General features: G+C 42.0%; 20 protein-coding genes and 1 pseudogene. 11 read left to right on the top strand and 10 right to left on the bottom strand.

Annotated elements, in window-relative coordinates; genetic code table 11:
* Window positions 1-161: 161 nt before the first annotated feature.
* The 3 genes from FQT28_RS03080 to FQT28_RS03070 form a co-directional block, all read right to left on the bottom strand.
* On the bottom strand, window positions 162-977 hold the full coding sequence (locus FQT28_RS03080) for an endonuclease/exonuclease/phosphatase family protein (RefSeq protein ID WP_125450249.1): 816 nt from the start codon (window positions 975-977) through the stop codon (window positions 162-164).
* A 51-nt stretch (window positions 978-1,028) separates the two neighbouring features.
* Window positions 1,029-3,215 carry a PTS transporter subunit IIBC gene (locus tag FQT28_RS03075; RefSeq protein ID WP_125450250.1) on the bottom strand — a complete coding sequence of 729 codons (2,187 nt, stop codon included), beginning with the start codon at window positions 3,213-3,215 and terminating at the stop codon, window positions 1,029-1,031.
* 129 nt (window positions 3,216-3,344) lie between these two features.
* Complete coding sequence (locus tag FQT28_RS03070; RefSeq protein ID WP_143989377.1) at window positions 3,345-3,953, bottom strand: IS30 family transposase; 609 nt, start codon at window positions 3,951-3,953, stop codon at window positions 3,345-3,347.
* Window positions 3,954-4,255: 302 nt separating this feature from the next.
* On the opposite strand from FQT28_RS03070, the pseudogene FQT28_RS03065 reads away from it, so the two are divergent.
* Window positions 4,256-5,582: pseudogene (locus FQT28_RS03065) on the top strand (transposase).
* Window positions 5,583-5,617: 35 nt separating this feature from the next.
* Here FQT28_RS03065 and der read toward each other — a convergent pair.
* The 5 genes from der to nrdR are packed head-to-tail and all read right to left on the bottom strand — an operon-like array spanning window position 5,618 to window position 10,186.
* Complete coding sequence (gene der / locus FQT28_RS03060; RefSeq protein ID WP_001207684.1) at window positions 5,618-6,928, bottom strand: ribosome biogenesis GTPase Der; 1,311 nt, start codon at window positions 6,926-6,928, stop codon at window positions 5,618-5,620.
* Window positions 6,929-6,941: 13 nt separating this feature from the next.
* Entirely contained in the window at window positions 6,942-7,655 is a 714-nt protein-coding gene (locus tag FQT28_RS03055; protein ID WP_084946294.1) for an NADPH-dependent oxidoreductase, read from the bottom strand.
* A complete protein-coding gene (gene dnaI / locus FQT28_RS03050) occupies window positions 7,652-8,548 on the bottom strand; it encodes a primosomal protein DnaI (RefSeq protein WP_084946295.1) in 897 nt (298 codons plus the stop codon). The genes FQT28_RS03055 and dnaI overlap by 4 nt, the downstream gene beginning before the upstream one ends.
* Entirely contained in the window at window positions 8,549-9,712 is a 1,164-nt protein-coding gene (locus tag FQT28_RS03045) for a DnaD domain protein (protein ID WP_125450253.1), read from the bottom strand.
* On the bottom strand, window positions 9,713-10,186 hold the full coding sequence (nrdR, locus tag FQT28_RS03040) for a transcriptional regulator NrdR (protein WP_001203678.1): 474 nt from the start codon (window positions 10,184-10,186) through the stop codon (window positions 9,713-9,715).
* A 140-nt stretch (window positions 10,187-10,326) separates the two neighbouring features.
* Here nrdR and FQT28_RS03035 point away from each other — a divergent pair, with 140 nt between their 5' ends.
* Genes FQT28_RS03035 through FQT28_RS03025 form a run of 3 tightly spaced genes read left to right on the top strand, consistent with a single transcriptional unit; the run spans window position 10,327 to window position 12,142 of the window.
* Window positions 10,327-10,692 (top strand): GntR family transcriptional regulator, encoded by a 366-nt coding sequence (locus tag FQT28_RS03035; protein ID WP_143989376.1) that lies wholly within the window; start codon window positions 10,327-10,329, stop codon window positions 10,690-10,692.
* Between the two features lie 4 nt (window positions 10,693-10,696).
* A complete protein-coding gene (locus tag FQT28_RS03030; RefSeq protein ID WP_084946298.1) occupies window positions 10,697-11,392 on the top strand; it encodes an ABC transporter ATP-binding protein in 696 nt (231 codons plus the stop codon).
* A gap of 15 nt (window positions 11,393-11,407) precedes the next feature.
* Entirely contained in the window at window positions 11,408-12,142 is a 735-nt protein-coding gene (locus FQT28_RS03025) for a hypothetical protein (protein ID WP_084946299.1), read from the top strand.
* 31 nt (window positions 12,143-12,173) lie between these two features.
* Here the strand turns inward: FQT28_RS03025 and FQT28_RS03020 are convergent, their stop codons facing one another.
* Window positions 12,174-12,869, bottom strand: coding sequence for an LrgB family protein (locus FQT28_RS03020; protein WP_143989375.1), 696 nt, complete (start codon window positions 12,867-12,869; stop codon window positions 12,174-12,176).
* Window positions 12,866-13,240, bottom strand: coding sequence for a CidA/LrgA family protein (locus tag FQT28_RS03015; protein WP_000781325.1), 375 nt, complete (start codon window positions 13,238-13,240; stop codon window positions 12,866-12,868). Before FQT28_RS03015 ends, FQT28_RS03020 begins: the two co-directional genes overlap by 4 nt.
* 196 nt (window positions 13,241-13,436) lie before the next feature.
* On the opposite strand from FQT28_RS03015, the gene FQT28_RS03010 reads away from it, so the two are divergent.
* From FQT28_RS03010 to queF, 7 genes are all read left to right on the top strand, one after another.
* Entirely contained in the window at window positions 13,437-13,817 is a 381-nt protein-coding gene (locus FQT28_RS03010; protein ID WP_143989374.1) for a MarR family winged helix-turn-helix transcriptional regulator, read from the top strand.
* A gap of 96 nt (window positions 13,818-13,913) precedes the next feature.
* On the top strand, window positions 13,914-14,135 hold the full coding sequence (locus tag FQT28_RS03005) for a DUF4649 family protein (protein WP_009730461.1): 222 nt from the start codon (window positions 13,914-13,916) through the stop codon (window positions 14,133-14,135).
* Between the two features lie 15 nt (window positions 14,136-14,150).
* Window positions 14,151-14,465: a thioredoxin gene (gene trxA / locus FQT28_RS03000; RefSeq protein WP_001029581.1), complete on the top strand. Its 315-nt coding sequence runs from the start codon at window positions 14,151-14,153 to the stop codon at window positions 14,463-14,465.
* Window positions 14,466-14,668: 203 nt separating this feature from the next.
* A complete protein-coding gene (gene queC / locus FQT28_RS02995) occupies window positions 14,669-15,322 on the top strand; it encodes a 7-cyano-7-deazaguanine synthase QueC (protein ID WP_143989373.1) in 654 nt (217 codons plus the stop codon).
* Window positions 15,322-15,765, top strand: coding sequence for a 6-carboxytetrahydropterin synthase QueD (queD, locus tag FQT28_RS02990; RefSeq protein WP_125450257.1), 444 nt, complete (start codon window positions 15,322-15,324; stop codon window positions 15,763-15,765). The genes queC and queD overlap by 1 nt, the downstream gene beginning before the upstream one ends.
* Window positions 15,758-16,474 carry a 7-carboxy-7-deazaguanine synthase QueE gene (gene queE, locus FQT28_RS09920; protein ID WP_125450258.1) on the top strand — a complete coding sequence of 239 codons (717 nt, stop codon included), beginning with the start codon at window positions 15,758-15,760 and terminating at the stop codon, window positions 16,472-16,474. The genes queD and queE overlap by 8 nt, the downstream gene beginning before the upstream one ends.
* 18 nt (window positions 16,475-16,492) lie before the next feature.
* Window positions 16,493-16,984: a preQ(1) synthase gene (gene queF, locus FQT28_RS09915; protein WP_125450259.1), complete on the top strand. Its 492-nt coding sequence runs from the start codon at window positions 16,493-16,495 to the stop codon at window positions 16,982-16,984.
* The last annotated feature ends 3 nt before the right edge of the window (window positions 16,985-16,987 follow it).

Here is a 16,987-nt window from a genome sequence, read left to right as displayed (position 1 = left end):
GTTAATATTAGCGATTTTTTTTGACCGTAAATTTTTAAAAACTTATTTGTGGATATTTCCTCATAATATACAAATATACAAAAAAACTCCTTCTCCAAAATAGTAATTATAGGGATTTTTGTAAAAAAATGAAAGGAATCGCTTCCTTTCATTTTTTGCTTTTATTTCCAATTTAATACCGCGTTCAAACCATAATGATCGCTGACTTGTGGACTATTCTGACCATCAAAAACTACATGCAAGCTTTCTACTTCTAACTCTTTCGTTGTAAAGACATAGTCAATTCGAAGCGGTTCAGAGTTGCCTTTCCAACCATCAATTTCTGGTGGAACTGTATAGCTACCGCTTCTCTCTTTAGCAACTTCAAAAGCATCTTGTAACTCTAGAGGACTAGCTAGAATGGCTTGGTAGCCTTCCTGACCAGCTGGGTTATTGAAATCACCAGCTAAAATCAGAGGTTTGTTCAAACCTTTCAGCACAGCCTCAAATCGTGCCCATTCCTCCTGGAAACCTTTATCCCACCAAGAAAGATGGACACTTGCAAGAGCAAGCTCCTTCCCTTCAACTTCTGTCTCTGCCAAGGCGACACGGCGAGTATGGTAGTCAGTTGGATCATCCACATCTGAAACTAAAATCTCACGTGCTTGAATAGGTGTTTTAGATAAGATTGCCACACCTTCATGGTAGCGGTCATAGCCGATATGATTGTAAGCCCAAGTCCAGTAGTAGGTCCTCTCCTTCTCAGCCAACTTTTCAACCAAAAGTCTCACATAGTGGTCTTGATGAATGGGTTCTGCCGCTGGTAAAGCTTGATAAAGATGATCAACCTCCGCTTCTGGAGAAGTAATTTCTTGATTGATTTCTTGGAAACAAATCAAATCATAGTCTTTTTCAAGAATATCCTGGAGCAAGAGCTGGAATTTTTCCTCTGCTTCCTTCTCCATCCAACTGTGGGTATTGAGTGTTAAAAATTTCATGCTTTTCTCCTAAAACAAGAGGTTGGAAAACAGCTTCCAACCTCAAGTATATTACAATTCTACTTTAGCAACTGCTGTTTTAGCTGCAAGAGAACCAGTTTGTTCTAATTTAACAGATTTGAGAACATCTCCATTTGTAAAGACAACCACTGTTGAAGTTTCACGACCTGCTGCACGGATAGCATCCAAGTCAGCTGTAACAAGAAGATCACCAGCAGCAACCTTTTGTCCTTCAGAAACGTGAACTGTGAATGGTTTTCCTTCAAGGCTTACAGTATCCAAACCGATGTGAACAAGTACTTCAAGACCTGCTTCAGTCACAAGACCAAGAGCATGTTTTGTAGGGAAGATACTTGATACAGTACCTGTAACTGGAGATACGATATTTCCATTTGCTGGTTCTACCGCAAATCCGTCACCCATCATTTTTTGAGCAAAAACTGGGTCTTTCACTTGTTCCAAGGCAATGACTTGACCATCAGCTACTGAGTAAACTTCCTCAGTTACACCCTTGAAATGTACAGTATTTTGTTGAGCTTCCGTCATTTGGCTTGGAAGAGTTTCAGGAATTACTTCACCTGAGTCAAGGATATCTTGGATATCAGATTTCAATACGTCAGCTTTTGGTCCGTAGATAGCTTGGACACCTTGTCCTTTCATGACAAGTCCCATAGCGCCTTCTGCTTTCCATTGTTCCTCAGTACCAACACGATCTGCATCTTTAACAGTTACACGAAGACGAGTCATACATGCATCCACATCAACGATGTTTGCACGTCCACCAAGAAGGTTAATGATATTTACAGCTTGAGAAGCAGCTGCAACTTTTGTTTCACCTGAAGCAGCTCCTTCTGAAGCTCCTTCAGCAGTTTCATAGTTTCCGTTACGTCCTGGGGTTGCATAGTTGAATTTTTGAATCATGAAGTTTGCGATAAAGTACATGATTACAGCAAAGAGAACAGTTACCCAGATAAAGTTAACGATATCCATACCAATACCAGCATTAATTGCTAGTGGTGTACGAGTCAAGAATTCAATTGAACCGAATGAGTGGACACGAAGGTGAACAATATCTGCCATAGCAAAGGCAGCACCTTGAACTACTGCATAAACAAGGTAAAGCGGTGTTGCGATGAACATGAACATATACTCGATTGGTTCAGTAACCCCTGTCAAGAATGTTGCAAGAGCTGTCGCAATCATCATACCTTTATATTGATGTTTCTTATCAGCATCGACATTACGGTAGATAGCCACGATCACACCCATCAAAATACCGAATGAACCGATCATTTGTCCAACTTTGAAACGAGCTGGGTGAACAGTATCTAACAATTGTTGGTAGTGACTTGCATCTGTACCTTTAAGGTTAACAAGGTCTGTTACCCATGCAAGCCATAGTGGGTCTTGACCAAATACTTGAGTACCTTTAGCTGCACCAGTTAAAATGTCATAAGTACCACCAAGAGCTGTGTAGTTCATTGGGATAGTCAACATATGGTGAAGACCAAATGGCAAGAGCAAACGTTCCAAAGTACCATACAAGAATGGTGCGAGAACTGGCGCAGTTTCTTGAGAGTTGGCAATCCAAATACCAAAGTTATTGATACCTGTTTGAACTACTGGCCAGAAAGCTGCAAGTACAATTGCTGCAATAGCTGAACGAAGAATAACAACAAACGGTACAAAACGTTTCCCGTTGAAGAATGAAAGTGCGTCTGGAAGTTTACGGTAGTTGTAGTATTTGTTATAGGCAGTTGCCCCTACAAAACCTGAGATAATCCCTACGAATACACCCATGTTAAGGGCTGGTGCTTCAAGAACACTGATAAAGTAATCAGCAACTTTGATTGAACCACCAAAGAAAGTAGTTACCATAGCATCTGGATTTTTCAACATATCGCCTGATACACCAAAGATTGTACCAGTGATACGGTTAATCAAGATGAAGGCAAGACCAGCGGCGAAAGCACCACCAGCGCGCTCTTTAGCCCAGCTTCCTCCAATAGCGAGGGCAAACAAAATATGAAGGTTACCGATAACCCCCCAACCAATTTGCTCTAGTACGCCACCAGTAATAACTAGGGGAGCAAGGTTTGGGTCAATCATTGCAAGTGACTTACCGATTGAAATCATCAATCCAGCGGCTGGCATAACCGCGATAACCACCATCAAAGCCTTACCGAATTTCTGCCAAAACTCGAAAGACAAGACATTTTTGAATGTAGCTTTCATCATTCAAATCTCCTTTATTTTATTTAGGCAAACGTTTTACGAAAACGTTTGCACTTGTTTATAACTTAATTATACCACTTTATTTTTTTTTGTAAAGGCTTTTATAAAAAAATTTCCGTTTTTCTTAAATTTTTATACAAGGCTAAATTTCAAATTCAAGTTAGCCAGCAAGCAGTCTTCTCTGGGCGACTTGTAGTCCAAGCATTTTTTAGGATAGTTATTGATCCAGTTTTCGATGAAGGCGACTTCTTTGGAAGTCGTTTTCTTGGTTCCTTTAGGTAACCATCTACGAATGAGCCTGTTGTGATTCTCATTGGTTCCCCTTTCCCAAGAGGCATAGGGGTGTGCATAGTAGATATGCTCCTTAGAAAACACATCAGATAAGCGGTTGAATTCGGCTCCATTATCTGCCGTGATGGAAAGAATCTTGTGTTGTCTTAAGATGAGTTTTAGAGCCTGATTGACAGACTCAGCGATTTTATTTGGAATTAATCGAATGATTTGGTGTCTGCTCCTTTGATTCGTCAAGGCCAGTAGACAGTAGTTTTTCGCTTTGAAACGTCCCTTTCCAATACATTGTAGGACTGTACCACTCTTGATTTCATTGTGGATGGTCTGAGGAGCTTTTCCAAGTAGAGAGGCGATTTCTCTATTTGATTTTCCTTCATTTTTCCATCGTTCGATTAACCGACGGCTATGGATTGTCAAGTGTTTAGCTTTTGTAGTATAATTGATTTGCATCTCTGTGCCTTTCTTGTGTTTGTGGTAAACAACAAGTCTAACACAGAGGTGTTTTCTTATGCCTATAACTAGATTTCATTTAACAACATAGACTAGTTGAACCAGCTCATTTTTAGGAAAGTTGGCTGGCTAACTTCATTATAGAACTTTCAATTTTTATACAAGCGCTAAAAGAAAAAGCTCTATAATATTTGTTGTGGGTAAATCCCCTATAGATCTTATGGAGCCTATTTTGTTGTAGAAAAAAAGTCCCATAAGATTTATAATGAAAAGCGACTAAACAACTCATTAGAAAGAATCATATGGAACCATTACATTTTATCACAAAATTACTAGACATTAAAGCCCCTAATATCCAAATTATGGATGTTATTAATAGAGATACCCTCAAGGAAATCATCGCTAAACTGGACTACGACGCCCCATCTTGTCCTGATTGTGGAAGTCAAATGAAAAAATATGACTTTCAAAAACCATCTAAAATTCCTTACCTTGAAACGACTGGTATGCCTACTAGAATTCTTCTGAAAAAGCGTCGTTTCAAGTGCTATCATTGTTCGGAAATGATGGTCGCTGAGACTTCTCTCGTCAAGAAAAATCACCAAATTCCTCATATTATCAATCAAAAGATTGCTCAAAAGTTGATTGAAAAGACTTCTATGACCGATATTGCCCATCAGCTTTCCATTTCAACTTCAACTGTCATTCGCAAGCTCAATGACTTCCGTTTTAAACATGATTTTTCTCGTCTTCCTGAGATTATGTCCTGGGACGTTGAAACAGTCAGGGGAGTGACTGTTTCAATCGGGAGATGAAGATGAGTTTCATTGCGCAAGATTTTGAAAAGCTCAATATCATCGCTGTCCTTGAGGGAAGAACACAAGCTGTCATCCGAAATCACTTTCTTCGATACGATAGAGCTGTTCGTTGTCAGGTGAAAATCATTACTATGGATATGTTTAGCCCTTACTATGCCTTAGCTAAACGACTTCGCTTTCGAATTTCTAAACTCAGGCTGAAACAGTCTACCAGACTGTTTCACTCCCAAATGCAAAAATTGTACTTGATCGCTTTCACATTGTGCAACGCTTAAGCCGTGCTATGAGCCGTGTGCGGGTCTAAATCATGAACCAATTCGATAGAAAATCCCATGAATACAAGGCTATCAAGCGCTACTGGAAGCTCATTCAACAGGATAGTCGTAAATTGAGTGATAAGCGTTTTTATCGCCCTACTTTTCGCATGCACTTGACGAATAAAGAAATTCTAGACAAGCTTTTGAGCTATTCAGAAGATTTGAAACACCACTATAAGCTCTACCAGCTCTTGCTTTTTCACTTCCAGAATAAGGAACCTGACAAATTTTTCGGACTCATTGAGGACAATCTAAAGCTGGTTCATCCTCTTTTTCAGACTGTCTTAAAAACCTTCCTCAAGGACAAAGAGAAAATCGTCAACGCCCTCCAATTACCCTATTCCAACGCAAAATTGGAAGCGACTAATAATCTCATTAAACTTATCAAACGAAATGCCTTTGGTTTTCGGAATTTTGAAAACTTCAATAAAAGAATTTTCATCGCTCTCAACATCAAAAAAGAAAGGACGAAATTCGTCCTTTCTCGATCTTAGCTGACTTCAACCCACTACAGTTGACAAAGAGTCGTTTATTTCCGCTTTCTTGCGATGAGATGAATCGGTGTTCCTTCAAAGACAAAGGCCTTGCGAATTTGATTTTCCAAGAAACGCAGGTAAGAGAAGTGCATGAGTTCTTCTTCATTGACAAAGATGACAAAGGTTGGTGGCTTGGTTGCCACTTGCGTTGCGTAGAAGATTTTGAGGCGTTTTCCTTTGTCTGTCGGTGTTGGATTGATAGCAATGGCATCCATAATCACATCGTTCAAGACAGCTGAAGGGATACGGGTGTTTTGACTCTCGCTGATTTGCTTGATCATCTCAGGCAGTTTGTGGAGACGCTGCTTGGTAAGAGCTGAAACAAAGACAATCGGCGCATAAGGCAGATATTGGAACTGCTCACGGATATCTTCTTCCCATTTCTTCATGGTGTGGTTGTCTTTCTCAAGAGTATCCCACTTATTGACCACGATGATCATTCCTTTACCCGCTTCGTGGGCGAAACCTGCGATACGCTTGTCATACTCGCGAATACCTTCTTCTGCATTGAGCACCATTAAGACTACATCTGAACGGTCAATGGCACGCATAGCACGCATGACAGAGTATTTCTCCGTATTTTCGTAGACTTTACCAGACTTACGCATACCAGCTGTATCAATCATGGTAAACTCTTGGCCATCCGCATCTGTAAAATGGGTATCAATAGCATCACGAGTTGTACCAGCAACGGGACTGGCAATCACACGATCTTCTCCCAAGATAGCATTGATCAAACTTGATTTTCCAACGTTTGGACGGCCAATCAAGCTAAATTTGATCACATCTGGATTTTCTTCTTCGACTTCGTGTGGCAGATTTTCCACGATGGCATCCAGCACATCCCCTGTCCCGATACCGTGGACAGACGAAATTGGTAACGGTTCGCCCAAGCCTAGTGCATAGAAATCAAAGATATCATTTCGCATTTCAGGATTGTCAACCTTGTTAACCGCAAGAATAACAGGTTTATGGGTTTTATAAAGTTTACGGGCTACGTACTCGTCCGCATCTGTGATCCCTTCTTTCCCAGACACCACAAAGACGATGACATCGGCTTCTTCCATGGCAATTTCTGCCTGGTGCTTGATTTGCTCCATAAAGGGAGCATCGACATCGTCAATCCCTCCAGTATCAATCATACTAAAGGAACGATTGAGCCACTCACCCGTTGCATAGATACGGTCACGTGTCACACCCTCGACATCTTCTACGATTGAGATCCGCTCACCAGCGATTCGATTAAATAGGGTTGATTTCCCAACATTGGGACGTCCCACAATGGCAATAGTTGGTAAGGCCATGTTTTCTCACTTTCTACAATAACTTTTTCTGTTCTAGATTTTTCCGAGTTGAACTAGGTTCGGCTTGACCAAACTGCTCTGCCAAACGCTGACTCCAAGAGGTCGTCGCACGCGCACCAGCATAGTCCGCCTGAACTTTGTCATAGTCCAAAATCGCTTCAACTGGCTGTTCTTGGTATTCTTCCTCAAATACCACTTGGCTCAAAGGCAGTCTTGGTTTGACATCATGTTGTTGATCTGGCACACCAAGGGCAATCCCAAAAACTGGGTAGGTATAGTCAGGCAGGTTAAAAAGCGCTGCTACTTCTTCCGACTTGTAACGGACTAAGCCGATGATAACACCACCATATCCCAGACTCTCTGCTGCAAGCAAGGTATTTTGCCCCACAAGTGCAGCATCCACAGACGTGATAAGGAGACCTTCCACTCCTTGAGGTTGGAAAGTGTCCGTATGAAGGCTTGCTCCCTTTTCAGCTCGATTCAAGTCACCAACAAAGAGCAAAAAGGCTGCTGACTGGCGAATGGCTTCCTGCGGAACCAACTCATATAGGGCATCTTTCTTTTCTTGACTGCGCACAAGAATCACAGAGTAGGATTGAAAATTTTTCCAAGATGACGCCATTTGCCCAGCAGTCAAAATCTCTTCCAAGTCTGCTTGAGGAATTTCCTGCTCCTTAAAGCGACGAACTGAAGTATGAGCTTTCATCAGTTTAATGGTTTCTGTCATCGGCGATTTTCTCCTTCTAGTCTCGTTTCCTCTGCTAAATAGCGGATCCTTTCCATGACCCGTCTAGCTTCCCAAGTCTCATCATTTCCATTCTTTCCTTTGGCAAAATGTTTTTCCAAATCTTGGAAATTAAAGTTGGAAGTAAAGAAGGTCGGCAAATCTTCCTGCATGCGGTACTGGAGAATGACTTGGAGAATCTCATCACGTACCCAAGGTGTCGACTGCTCTGCACCAATATCATCCAAGACCAAGACCTCTGCTAACTTGATGTCATCCACCAAGGCCTTCACAGTTCCTTCACCAATGGCATTTTTCACATCAATGACAAAACTTGGATAGTGGAGAATCGTCGTTGATGCTCCACGTTTTTCAGATAGGTCATGAGCTAAGGCTGCCATCATGAAACTCTTACCAACACCAAAATCTCCGTAAAGATAGAGGCCCTTTCGGATGCTTGGGTAAAGGTCAACAAAGGCATAGAGTCTCTCAAAAATCGGCAAGCGTCCTAGATCATCCAGGTCAATCTGAGCCAACTTCGCTTTCTTAAGACTTGCTGGTAGATTGATCAACTTGAGACGATTCTTAATTGCAGCCTCTTTTTCAGCCGCGATTAGTTCTGGTGTTTCTTCATAAGATACATCCGCATAACCGTGATTCATGACCAAGATAGGCTTGTAGCCACGCGCTATATAGTCCGCATCCCCACGAAGAAACTTGTCCCGTTCTGTAATATATTGATTGAACTTGGAGATGCTACGATTTAACTCCTCTGGACTGAGGGATTCTTTCTGGATAAAAGCCGCCACATCTGGATCCTTCATGATCTGCTGGACTAGGTCCTGATACTGAAAACGACTTGTCTGACGTTTGATTACGTCACCCACACTTTCCATCTAGTCTCCTCCTTCTTCTAATCGGGCTAACATTTCTTGTTTTTTGCGTTCGAGTTCCAGACGAGTTTCCTCACTGGTTTGATTTTTATATTCTGGATTGCTCCACTTGGGAACATTGGTCTTAGTCGAGCTCGTTTTTGATTTTTGGTCTTCCTGGCCTTTTTGCTGACGCTCTCGAATCCGAAGCACAGCTTCTTCTGCTGTTCGAATTTTTTGGTAAGCATAGTCATTGGCGACCTTCATGGCATATTTCTCATTGACATTTGCCGAATCAACCTTGTTAAAGGTTAGAAGCAAGACGATATTGATGACTTCATCCAACAAGCCTAAAGACGCCATCTGATGAAGGAGTTCTCTTTCACTTTGGGTGATGTTCCCCTTACGCGTTTGCTTGATTTCCGCTAAAAATTGTAGGGGAGTTTTATTTTTGGCTTCCCTGATAATGGTCATTTCTTTGGGGCTAAAGTCAGAAGGAACCTGCTTTTGCGCAATCTTTTCACGCATGCGTTTGACAGAAATAACCTGAGCCACTGTAGTCGCCTTGGCTAATTGATAGGTTTCAAACCAGGTCCATTTTTTTTCATCTGCGATGGCAAACAATTCCAAAACATCTGCCTGCTCGTTTTCAAAACGCAAACCATCTCGAGCCATCAGGCGCTGGAAATGTTCCAAGTCAAAATCGTTTTTTGACTTGCTTTTAGACTCGCTTGGTGTCACTTCTTCAGTCAGGGTTGGAAAGACTTGACTCAAAGAAACAGAGAATGCTTCTCCCTCACTCGGTGCCTGCTTCATAGCAGAAACAGCTGTATCCCCAATCTTTTTCTCTAATAATCTGCTATAGACTGAATGACTTAGAAAATTCTGACTGGAAAGGGGAGAATGAAGCTGTAATTCATAGGCCTCTCCCTTTTGATAAAGGGTTAACAAGTCCACAGCAGATAAGATTTTAAAAGACTGGAGGAGCGTATTCATCCCGAAGTTCAAATGATTAAGAATATTAGCAAAGAGGTGCTCCTTTTGCCCACCATCCCAAAAAGTAATAGCATATAGATAGAGGCTCAGTGCCTCCTGACCGATAATCGGGAGGTAGCACTGCACCAGAGAAGAGGTATCTTGCGACACCCGATTATTCTTTAGAAAAGAAAAACGGTCATTTGGCTTCATTTACTTTTCCTTTTTCTTCTTAGAGGACTGAGTGATCTGCTGGAGCAGACTCTCCAACTCACTCACATCCTTAAAGCTACGGTAAACACTGGCAAAACGAACATAGGTAATCTCATCCAGCTCCGCCAATTCTTCCATGACTAAAGAACCAATATATTCACTTTGGATCTCATTCTCACTGCGACTGCGGAGTTTTTGCTCGATACGATTGACCACCATGTTGATTTCATCACTTGACACAGGGCGTTTCTGGGCTGAGCGGATAATCCCATTAAAGATTTTATCTCTCGAAAACTGCTCTCGCGTACCGTCTTTTTTGACGACAACCAGCGTTCGCTCTTCTACTCGTTCATAGGTTGTAAAACGATGCTGACACTCGTCGCACTCACGTCTTCGGCGGATGGTATTTCCTTCTTCGGCTTGTCGACTATCAACAACACTAGACTTGGTAGCCCCACATTTTGGACAACGCATGCATTTCCCTCCTTGTCGTTTTCTTTTCATTATACCATTTTTTAAGCAATTCCCAAAACAATTCTTATTTTTACTTGACAAGTTTTTTGTTTTATTGTATTATTTAATTAAAACAATAAAGAAAAAGAAAGGAGACTATGATGTCCTGGTCATTTGATAATACAAAACCCATTTATTTGCAGATTATGGAAAAAATCAAATTACAGATTGTTTCCCATGAACTGGAACCCAACCAACAGCTCCCAACCGTAAGGGAACTAGCGAGCGAGGCTGGGGTCAATCCCAACACAATTCAGCGCGCCTTGTCTGATCTTGAGCGCGAGGGCTTCGTTTATAGCAAGCGGACTACTGGTCGTTTTGTCACTGAGGACTTAGATCTCATCGTTCAGTCCCGCAAACAGCTTTCTGAGGAGCAACTGAAAAACTTTGTAAAGGGCATGCTTCAATTCGGCTATCAAAAAGAAGAACTGCCAAGTGTGCTTAGCGAATACATCAAAGGAGTATAAAATTATGACATTACTAGCATTTGAAAATGTATCCAAATCCTACGGGGCTACAGCAGCCCTTAACAATGTTTCCCTTGAGATTCCCGCTGGAAAAATCGTCGGGCTTCTCGGTCCAAACGGATCCGGAAAAACAACCTTGATCAAGCTGATCAACGGACTTCTCCAACCAGACCAAGGTCGTGTCCTCATTAACAACATGGACCCAAGTCCTGCTACCAAAGCCATTGTCTCTTATCTACCAGACACGACTTATCTGAATGAACAGATGAAAATCAAAGAAGCACTGACCTACTTTAAAACTTTCTACCAAGATTTCAATCTTGAGCGGGCTCAGCATCTTTTAGCAGATCTTGGCATTGATGAAAACAGTCGTCTCAAGAAATTGTCAAAAGGGAACAAAGAAAAGGTTCAGCTCATCCTCGTTATGAGCCGTGAAGCTCGTCTCTACGTTCTCGACGAACCGATTGGTGGTGTGGATCCAGCTGCCCGTGACTATATCTTGAACACCATCATCAACAACTACTCACCAACTTCAACTGTTTTGATTTCTACCCACTTGATTTCAGATATTGAGCCGATCTTGGACGAAATCATCTTCCTAAATAACGGAAAAGTCGTCCGTCAAGGAAATGTTGATGATATTCGTTACGAGTCAGGTGAGTCGATTGACCAGCTCTTCCGCCAAGAGTTCAAGGCTTAGTTAAAGGAGATTATTATGTTTTGGAATTTAGTTCGTTATGAATTTAAAAATGTTAACAAATGGTATCTAGCTCTCTACGGTGCTGTGCTTGCAATTTCGGTTTTGATTGGTGCATCCATTTCTGGCATTAGTCAGACCTACACTAGCTATGGTAATGATCCCTACTATCTGTTAGGCTTTCTGATCTTAGTTTTTGGTGGGCTCAGCGTTACTCTCTGGATCGCGACTATCTTTCTAATCGTTCGACGCTTCAAGGGAAGTGTCTACGATCGTCAGGGCTATCTTACATTGACTCTGCCCGTCTCTGAACACCAGATCATCACCGCCAAATTACTGGGTGCTCTCATTTGGTCAATCATAAGCTATATTGTATTTATCTTGAGTATCATTATTATCTTCTCACTCACCCCTGTAGTGAAAGATTTGCCACTCCTCTATCGATTTATCTCTCCTTATCTCGGTTACGGTTGGCTCTACGCCCTCTCTCTTCTGGTCGGTTCAATTACTTGGATTTTATCTATTTACCTTTGTATCTCAATTGGTCAACTATTTAACGAGTATCGTACCGCTATGGGAATTTTAGCCTATATCGTGATTAACATCGTGATTGGCTATATTTCTATCTTCTTCCGAATGGATTATGATTTTAACCTCCTAATTAGCGTTGATATCCTCAAAGATTTCATTCTAGCAATTATCTACTACCTCGGAACCTACTATATCTTGAAAAACAAGGTTAACTTGCAATAAAAAATGCCCAGCTAGAAAGCTGGGTTTTTCTTTAACTCAATATCAAACTGGCTACAATGGGACTGACAAAGACGTAGAGAATACCGGTGACACCGATAGCCAAGCCACCCATGGCGCCTGCTACAGAGCCGTATCGAAAGGCCGTTCCCGTTCCGACAGCATGACCTGTCCCTCCAAGGGAAAGACCTACAGCCACTGGATCATCAATTTTCAACCACTTCAAAAGGGTTGGCCCAATAACACTAGTTAAAATCCCAGTTGCCACTACGACGACCAAGGTCACAGTCGTCAAACCCTGCAATTTTTCTGTGATTCCCACTGCCATGGCGGTTGTCACTGACTTGGGAAAGAGAGAAATGGCTAGGAAAAAGTCCATGCCAAATATTTTCGCTACTATAGCGGTGAAACTAGTATTGACAACTACTGCTAGCAGACTACCAAAGAGAATACTCCGAGCATGGTGCCTCATCAGGTGAAAACTTTTATAAAGCGGAATCCCTAGAGCCACTGTCGATGGGACTATCAAGTTATTCAGATAAACCCCACCTTGGTAGTAATCTTGGTAAGAAATACCCGTCGCCTTAAGAAGGATGATAATAAAAATTGCTGACAAAAGCAAAGGTGTTGTCAAAGGATGGGGAAAACGTCTGTAAATCAACATCCCCACTAGATAAGCTAGTATAGACAATGCAATCCCAAACAGAGGATTGGATACAAATTCGCTCATTTGGCATCTCCTTTCTCATAATCTCCCTCAAACCGTCGCTTGATAAACTGAACCACCAAGGCTATGAGGATGATATTGATAACAGCCGCAAAAAAGACAATCAAGACGATAGGCAAGAGATAAGGGGCAATCACATCAAACTTTTCCATGATACCCACTGCTGGCGGCAAAAAGAGAATGGTCATATTAGCCAGCAAAAAATTCCCCACCATATTGACATGCCTGGTCCTCAGCCACTTGAACTGCAGGGCTAGAAAGAGAATGATTAAGCCAATAATACTGCCTGGTATGGGCAGATGAAAGAAACTGGAAATCCCTTCACCAATAAGGGAAATTACAAAAAGAATCATTAATTGAACATATAACTTCATCTCAAACTCCTTGAAATAGAATTCTTGCATACCAGTTTACTCTTTTTTCAGAAAATTTCAAGGAAATATCGAAATTTTTCTTTCTTGCAAGGATTAGCTAAAAGTAGTATAATCATTGCATGCGCAATCATCTTGTGTTACAAAGACAATCAGTAATGACTTTGTGATTTTTACTTTGAAAGGAAAGGAGAAAGCAATGACCTATTTGGAAAAATGGTTTGACTACAACCGCCGTCAAAAGGAAATAGAAGCCTTGTTGGAAGAAACCATTGCCCAGCAGAGTGAACAAAGGTTGACCTTAAAAGAGTTTTATCTACTCTACTATCTGGACCTAGCTGATGAAAAATCCTTACGGCAGATTGATTTACCAGATAAACTCCATCTCAGCCCAAGCGCTGTTTCTCGAATGGTAGCTCGACTAGAAGAGAAAAACTGCGGTTTACTTAGTCGCAGATGTTGCGATCAGGATAGACGGGCTAGTTTTATCTGCTTGACTGACGAGGGACAAACAACCCTGGCTTATCTACAAAAGGCCGTCGAAGAAAGACTGGAGACGAGTCTTGATTTCATTTCATAATCAGATTTTTAAAAAAGTTGCGTGCGCAATCATTTTTCTTGACATTCCTCTTTTCAAGGAGTACAATAAAGTCAAGATCGAATAAAGGAGTTTTATATGATCGAAATTACCTATCTAGATGCCAGCAAGCAAGAGAGAACTATGACTTTCGAGTCTTATGAAGACTTTGAACGCTCTCAACAAGCCTGCCTTATCGGTGTCGCAGACTATTATCCAGTTCAAAAATTAACCTATAATGGTCATGATTTGGACTACCATGGGACTTATGGAGATGTCTTCTTCTATCTCATGAAACAAGATTTAAGCCAATATAACTAAAAAAGGAGAAATACAATGGCAAAAGCAATTACAGATGCAACATTTGAACAAGAAACAAAAGACGGTTTGGTCTTGGTAGACTTCTGGGCAACTTGGTGTGGTCCATGTCGCATGCAAGGTCCAATCTTGGATAAATTGTCTGAAGAACTTTCAGAAGATGTTTTGAAAATCGTTAAAATGGACGTTGATGAAAATCCAAACACAGCTCGTGCCTTTGGAATCATGTCTATTCCAACTCTTCTCTTCAAAAAAGACGGCCAAGTGGTGAAACAAGTTGCTGGTGTTCACACTGCAGAACAAATCAAGGCCATCGTTGCTGAATTGAGCTAATCACACGAGAGACCAAGTACTTTATTTGGTCTCTTTTTTTCTTGCCCTTTGCCATTTTTCAAAAAATATGCTAGACTGTAGGTAGAATATTACGATGTTTGGGACATGCCATCGCTAAAAAAAACCTCTACTTGGTATTTTTTAGCTCCCCTCAAGGGAGCTTTTTGCGTGCTCTGAACATTTCCCACTTTGGAAGGAGTACTATGAAACGTCAATCAGCCTTGGTCGTCTTTAGCGGCGGTCAAGATTCCACAACCTGCCTCTTTTGCGCTAAAGAACACTATGAAACAGTCGAAGCCGTCACCTTTGCCTACGGCCAACGCCATCATCTCGAAATTCAAGTTGCTAGAGAAATCGCTAAGGAACAAGGTATTCGTCATCACATCTTAGATATGTCTCTACTGGGGCAAATCACTGAAAATGCCTTGACCTCTGATATGGAAATCGGGCAAAAAGAGGGAGAGGTTCCCAATACCTTCGTTGACGGTCGCAACCACCTCTTTCTGTCCTTTGCAGCAGTTCTTGCCAAGCAACGAGGTATTAATGATATCGTGACAGGTGTCTGCGAGACAGATTTTTCAGGCTACCCTGACTGTCGAGATGTCTTTGTCAAATCCCTTAATGTCACCCTCAACCTTGCCATGGATTATGACTTTGTTATCCAAACACCTCTCATGTGGCTAGACAAGGCTGAAACTTGGGAATTAGCCGACCAACTCGGTGCCTTTGACTACGTTCGTGAAAAAACCTTGACCTGCTACAATGGGATTATCGGAAGTGGCTGCGGTGATTGTCCAGCCTGCCACCTACGTCAACATGGCCTAGATGTTTATCTCTCACAGAAAGGAGTTGGCTGATGTTTTTTGCACCTAAAGAAATCAAACAGGAAACTGGAGAGTCTCTTGTCTACAATCCTCACAGAACCTTAGTTTCAAAAGAGTTTGCTTTTGACGCTGCCCACCACCTCTTTCACTATGAGGGAAAATGCAAATCCCTGCACGGCCACACTTATCATCTGCAGATTGCTGTTAGTGGATTTTTAGATGAACGGGGCATGACCTATGACTTTGGAGACATCAAAGGTATCTACAAGGACTACTTGGAGCCCCACTTGGATCATCGCTATCTCAACGAAACTCTACCCTATATGAACACGACTGCTGAAAACATGGTTTACTGGATTTTCCAAACCATGAGTCAAGAGTTGCCAGACGAACGCGGTCTCCGTTTGGAATACGTTTGTCTCTATGAGACTCCAACTGCCTTTGCAGAGTTTAGACGGGAGTGGTTAGATGACTAGGGAACGTGTCCTCAAACTACCTGTTCTGGAAATTTTCGGCCCAACCTTTCAAGGTGAAGGTCGTGCTATTGGGCAGAAAACCATGTTTGTCCGCACTGCTGGTTGCGACTACCATTGCGACTGGTGCGACTCTGCCTTTACTTGGGATGGTTCTGAGAAGCCTACTCGCATGACAGCTGACGAGGTCATTGCTGAGTTGGATAAACTGGGAAGCTACGACTACGTCACCCTATCTGGCGGAAATCCTGCTATCCTAGCAACCAACATGGCTCAACTCGTCACCAAGCTCAAGGAACGTGGTGTCACTCTAGCTGTTGAGACCCAAGGCTCCCGCTGGCAAAATTGGTTAAAAGATATCGACCAAGTCACTCTGAGTCCCAAACCTCCTTCATCCAAGATGGAAGTCAACTTTGAGACCTTGGACTTTATCGTTTCCCAATTGGATCCAGACAAGGTCACCTTTAAAATTCCTGTCTTTGATGATGCCGATTTGGCCTTTGCTAAAGGGATTCAAGAACGCTACCAACCAGATGTTCTCTTCTTATCAGCAGGAAATCCTGAGCCCAAGGCTACAGGCAATATTGTCCAAGACCAACTAGACCGCCTCAAAGAACTCTGGGAACGCGTCGCTGCTGACGATAGCTGGGGCAAGGTCCGCGTCCTTCCCCAACTCCATACCCTCCTCTACGACAACCAACGTGGTGTTTAAAATTAGAAAGAAAAAATCATGTCACAACAAGAAGAAATGAAAAATCTAAGCCTACTGGGCAACAAAGAAACCAACTACATTTTCGAGTATCAACCAGAAGTCCTCGAGTCTTTTGACAATCGTCATGTGGAAAATGACTATTTTATTAAATTCAACTGTCCTGAATTTACCTCCCTGTGCCCAATCACTGCTCAGCCAGATTTTGCGACGATTTATATTTCCTACATTCCTGACAAGCTCTGTGTCGAGTCAAAATCCCTCAAACTCTACCTCTTTAGCTACCGAAATCATGGGGATTTTCACGAAAACTGTATCAACACCATCGGGAAAGACTTGGTCAACTTGCTAGACCCTCGCTATTTAGAAATCTGGGGAAAATTCACTCCGCGCGGTGGTATTTCAATCGACCCCTATTACAACTACGGTAGGCCTGGAACCAAGTATGAAGGTTTGGCAGAACAACGCCTCTTCCAACATGACCTCTACCCAGAGAAAATTGACAACCGCTAATAC

This window comes from Streptococcus oralis, assembly GCF_901543815.1.
GTDB classification, from domain to species: Bacteria; Bacillota; Bacilli; order Lactobacillales; family Streptococcaceae; genus Streptococcus; species Streptococcus oralis_CM.
Note: the sequence above shows the minus strand (reverse complement) of the source record. Positions and strands in the feature narration are given on the sequence as shown.